This is a genomic window from Sodaliphilus sp. (genome assembly GCF_045598405.1).
In the GTDB taxonomy this organism is placed as follows: Bacteria; Bacteroidota; Bacteroidia; order Bacteroidales; family Muribaculaceae; genus Sodaliphilus; species Sodaliphilus limicaballi.
In genome coordinates, this window is sequence record NZ_JAZLLZ010000086.1 from 1 (window position 1) to 5,166 (window position 5,166).

The window sequence follows — 5,166 nt, forward strand, 5'->3', positions numbered from 1 at the left end:
AATTCAACTTTAGCTTTTATAATAAATGATGCTAATTTATTGTCCAGTAGGACAATATCTAAATAACCCCCACCGCCGAACGTAGTGGCGGTGGGGGTATAGGTAAACCGCAAAAATGCGTCCAGCAGGACGCTAATCGGAACAAATTGGTGAGACTCAAATGGTTCCATATGCTAAAGTTGAGTTACACAAAGGTGCTAGCAGTTATATTCCTACAAGATGTTGTTTTTGTCTTTTCCCCCTCATTTTTGGCATAACCCCCCTAATCCAATACTTTGTGGGAGATAAATAATTTCTTCTAATTTCGTATAATTTCTTTCAGTAAAAAAATCTCTGTGCCCTCTGTGTCTCCGTGGGAGTATAGTAAGGGACTAAAAACAAAAAAACGCTGAAAAACAGATTTTTATATTTTCAGTTTATTTTCAGTGTATTTCAAGCGCAGCGCCACCGCCTAAATACAACCCAAGAGAAAAGGCGTTTCGCTTGAAATCAACTAAAAATTAACAAAATTTCTTCTAATTTCGAATAATTTCTTTCAGTAAAAAATCTCTGTGCCTCTCTGTGTCTCCGTGGGAGTATAGTAAAGGACTAAAAACAAAAAAACGCAGAAAAACAGATTTTTATATTTTCAGTTTATTTTCAGTGTATTTCAAGCGCAGCGCCACCACCTAAATACAACCCAAGAGAAAAGCCTCTTCGCTTGAAATCAACTAAAAATTAACAAAATTTCTTCTAATTTCGAATAATTTCTTTCAGTAAAAAATCTCTGTGCCTCTTTGTGGGAGATAGTGAGAGATAGTGAGATAGTGAGATTAGACAGAAACAAGAAAAATCTGTTTTTCGTCTTTCGTTTTTCGTCAAAAATCAGTAATTTTGCAGTTTGAATAACATCTAAACTAATGAATTTCGTTTTTGACCTGAATTTACATCTTTACGTGTGGCTGTTGCTTGGCGCGGCAGTTGTGCTATCCATTATATATGTGTTGTGGCAGTGGAGCCGCACCCGTGTGCTGTCGAGGTTTGTCGAGCGCACCGAGCAGGAGCGTGACTACATCGACGAGCTGCCGCCGGTGTCGATTGTCGTGGATGCGATGAACGAGACCCACCAGCTCGACCGCTTCTTGCCGCTGGTGCTGCACCAGGAATACCCCGAGGCCGAGGTGATCGTGGTGGTCGATAGCATTGCCGAGGCCACTAGCGACATGCTCAGCGAGATGAAATCGAGGTTCCCCAACTTGCACATCACGTTTGCCCCCTATGGCTCTCGTTCGCTCTCGCGCAAGAAACTCGCGCTCATGATAGGCATCAAGGCCGCCAAGCACGACATCGTGCTCACCACGAGCGCTAATTGCCGCCCCACTAACGACCAGTGGCTCAAAACCATGATGCGCAACTTCACTCCCGATACCGACATCGTGCTGGGTTACTCGCATTACCGCTACAAGCACGACAAGCACCTGGGCCGCCACATGCGCGTGTTTGACACGGTGACCACCGGCGTGCAGTGGCTCGTGAGCGCGGTCAAGGGTAATCCCTACCGCGGCACCAGTGACAACATGGCCTATCGCAAGCACCTCTTCTTCGATGCCCGCGGGTTTGCCGGCAGCATGGACCTGATTTGGGGCGAGGACGATGTGTTCCTCAAAGAAATCTGTTCACAGGGCAACACCCGTGTGGAACTGGCGCCCGAAAGCCAGCTGGCAGTGTACTATGCCGAACTGCCTCGTGCCCATGCGTTGCTCAAACTGCGCCGCGACTTCACCTCGCGCATGGTGAACCGCACGGCATTCTACGTGCAGAGTGCGTTTAGCTGGTGCTACTGGCTGCGCTTGGGGTGTGTGGCTGGCGCCATTGCCCTGGCTCCTCTCAACACCGCCATTTGGATGGCAGCGTTGCTCGTGATGCTGCTCACCTGGGTGCCCGCCGTGTTGTCGTTTGTTAAGAATTGCCGCCTCCTGCAAGCTCCGCCGCTGCGTCTCTCCGTGCCGCTGTTCACACTGTGGAGGCCGCTATATAACGCCATCTACTGCGTGCGGGGCGTGAGACACCGCAAGAGCAACTACACCTCATTCTACGGCTGATCCATGTATAAGACCTTGTCCTCATGGCGCGGGCTGCTGGTAGTGGTTATAGTGCTCTACCACACACCCATTTTGGAACTCTGCGAGGCTGCCCACATGGGCGTGTCGCTGTGCTTCGTGATGAGTGGTGCTCTGCTCGCCATGCGGCATCCGCGGGCGGAATGCTCGTGGTGGCAGTGGATGTGGCCACGCGCACGGCGCATCTATCTCATCCACTGGCTGGTGCTGGCATTGCTGCTGATCATGCAGTGGCCCATGGGCCACTGCGTCACCGACTGGACGCTTCCCGCCAATGCTCTGCTCGTGCAAGCATGGGTGCCTGTGCGAGACTCATACCTCTCTTTTAACAAACCCACCTGGTTCCTCTGCGCCCTGCTGCTGTGCTATGCCTGCTACCCGTTGCTGTCAAGGCTCATGTCGAGCTTGTCCATGAAATGCAAGTGGATGATTGCCGTGTCAATATTAGTTGCACATTGTGTGGTGTTGGGTGTGGTGTCACAGCACATCCGCGACTGGCTGGTTGACATGCCTCTGACCCGCCTGGGCGAGTTTGTGTGGGGCATGGTTGTGGGGGCATCGCTTCCGTCTCTTGACAAGCGTCTGGGCGACTGGCTGCGTGCCAGGGCACATGCGGTCGAAGCGGCTGTTGTTGCCTTTGTGCTTGCTGTGATCATCGCCGTGGGACGCATGCCATGGCTCGACTGCTGCGAGGACATCGCCGTGTGGTGGTTGCCGGTGTCGTGCATCGTGGCAATGAGCGTGCTGCTCAATGGCAGCGAAGGCCTCGTGGGACGCTTGATGCTCACCTGGCCCATGCGGTGGCTGGGAAGCATCAACCTGGAAGTTTACCTGCTTGCTTTGCCCGTCACTTATTTCTACAGCCACTACCTTGCTGCCGTGGCAGGTCACTTCGGCCACCCAGAGTTCTACGGCATCAGCTGGCCCATAACCCTTCCGCTCATCTTGATAGCAGCCAGCATTTTACACTACCTCACTAAGAAATTCTCAAAGTAATGAACACCGACTACACGTTTACCAACATCAACGCAGCGAACTATACCGAAGACGCCTCTCAGGGCGATGCCTACGCCCAGTTCATGCTAGGTTACTGTTACTATGAGGGAATAGGTGGTGTGGGCTTTGACTTTGCCGCCGCAGTGCAATGGCTCAAGAAGAGCTCAGCGGGTGGCAACATGTATGCCGACTTCATTATCAGCCGCTGCTATGCCTATGGTGGCTATGGCATCGAAGCCGATGACGACAAGATGAACGAATGCCTTGAGAGGGTTTTACCGCATCTCAAGTTTGCCGCAAACAACGGTGATGCTTATGCCCAGGTGTGCATGGCGCGGTGTTACAGCGTCGATGGCATCTTGCCCGACAGCATTCAGGAAATCCACTACTTGAATCTTGCGGCCGCACAGGGCCACCCTGTGGCATTGTTTAACTTGGGTCTGTCGTATGAGGAAGGAGATGGCGTGGAACCAGATATCATCAAGGCCGTGTATTACATGAGGCGGGCGGCTGAACTGGGATACCATGCCGCACAAAACAATCTAGCGAGTTACTACCGGCACGGCATCGGCGTGGAAGAGGATTTGGCCAAGGCTGTTTATTGGTACGAGAAAGCAGCTGGACAAGGAAGCTGTTTTGCCCTGTACAACCTTGCACTGCTGCATGAAGAAGGCAAGGGTGTGCCGCAAGACCCGGGCAAAGCCGCCATGTACTATCAGCGTTCGGCCCAACTGGGATATCTGTCTTCCATGGTCAACCTGGGCGCACTATATGAAGAGGGTACCGGTGTGGATCAAGACTATGCCAAGGCTGTGTACTGGTACCGGCAGGCAGCCGAACAAGGCGAACCATTGGCACAGACCAATCTGGCAATGTGCTATGATGGAGGCAAAGGCGTGGAGCAGGACAATATCCAGGCGGCCTTTTGGTATCGCCAGGCAGCCGAGCAGGGATACTACAAGGCACAGGCATTGCTAGGCGAATGCTATGACAACGGTAAGGGCGTGGAACACAACCCCGAGCTGGCAGCGACGTGGTTCAGCCGAGCCGCCGAGCAAGACTATGCCGTCGCGCAATATTGTCTCGCACTGTGCTATGACTACGGCGACGGCGTGGAGCAAGACCATGAGCAAGCCGTGTTCTGGTATCGCAAGGCCGCCAATCAGGGGCACATAGACGCCATACACAACCTTGCGCTATGCTATCAGGAAGGAGTCGGCGTGAAGCAGGACTATGGCAAGGCTCTCGAATTGCTCAGTCAAGCGGCCGAAGCAGGCTTGGTGAGTTCAATTTATGCAATGGGCGTGTTCTATATGGACGGCCTGGGCGTGAAGAAAGACCCCGTTAAGGCAGTCATGTATTTCCGAGAGGCAGCCTCCGAGGGGTTTGCACTGGCACAGCACAATTTGGGATGGTGCTACGAGAACGGATTCGGCATAGAGAAGAACCAAGAGCTTGCGGTGAAATACGAGCGCATGGCTGCTGAGCAAGGCGACGTCAACGCGTGGTATAGCCTGGCAACTTTCTATCATGACGGCAAGGGAGTTAGCAAAGATGTGCAGCAAGCAATCAAACTGTTCCGCAAGGCCGCCGACAAGAATTATGCGCTTGCCCAGTTCATGCTGGGAGAATGTTACCTCCGCGGCAATGGCGTGGAGAAAAACACAGCCACCGCAATCAAGTGGTATCGTCTTGCTGCCGAGCAGGGAAATGAAAAGGCACAACAGCGACTCAACGAACTCAAATCTTCCAGCCATTCCCTCTGGCCCTGGAAGAAAAAGAAATAACCGCTCAAGAAAAAAAAGAACTTTTCTCGCGCTGATTTGAAATTTGATACTATCAAAATCGGAGCCCATCACCCTGCCCCTCACCCTAATGGCAGCACAGCCATGCACCGACTCATCAAACTCAACTTTATCATTTGATAATAAATATTGCTAATTTATTGTCCGGCAGGACAATACCTGAATAACCCCCACCGCCGAACGAAGTGGCGGTGGGGGAAGAAATGCAACACGCACTGCGTCCAGCAGGACGCTAATCGGATCAAATAGGTGAGGCTCAAATGGTT

At 52.1% G+C, this 5,166-nt stretch carries 3 protein-coding genes; all 3 read left to right on the forward strand.

What is annotated here, in order from left to right; all coding sequences use genetic code 11:
• Nucleotides 1-899 precede the first annotated feature (899 nt).
• The 3 genes from ACKI3C_RS06830 to ACKI3C_RS06840 are packed head-to-tail and all read left to right on the forward strand — an operon-like array spanning nucleotide 900 to nucleotide 4,882.
• The gene (locus ACKI3C_RS06830) at nucleotides 900-2,081 is read left to right on the forward strand and encodes a glycosyltransferase (RefSeq protein WP_407403374.1); all 1,182 of its coding nucleotides are present in this window, start codon (nucleotides 900-902) and stop codon (nucleotides 2,079-2,081) included.
• Between the two features lie 3 nt (nucleotides 2,082-2,084).
• On the forward strand, nucleotides 2,085-3,095 hold the full coding sequence (locus ACKI3C_RS06835; protein WP_407403376.1) for an acyltransferase family protein: 1,011 nt from the start codon (nucleotides 2,085-2,087) through the stop codon (nucleotides 3,093-3,095).
• Nucleotides 3,095-4,882 (forward strand): hypothetical protein, encoded by a 1,788-nt coding sequence (locus ACKI3C_RS06840; protein WP_407403378.1) that lies wholly within the window; start codon nucleotides 3,095-3,097, stop codon nucleotides 4,880-4,882. The genes ACKI3C_RS06835 and ACKI3C_RS06840 overlap by 1 nt, the downstream gene beginning before the upstream one ends.
• The last annotated feature ends 284 nt before the right edge of the window (nucleotides 4,883-5,166 follow it).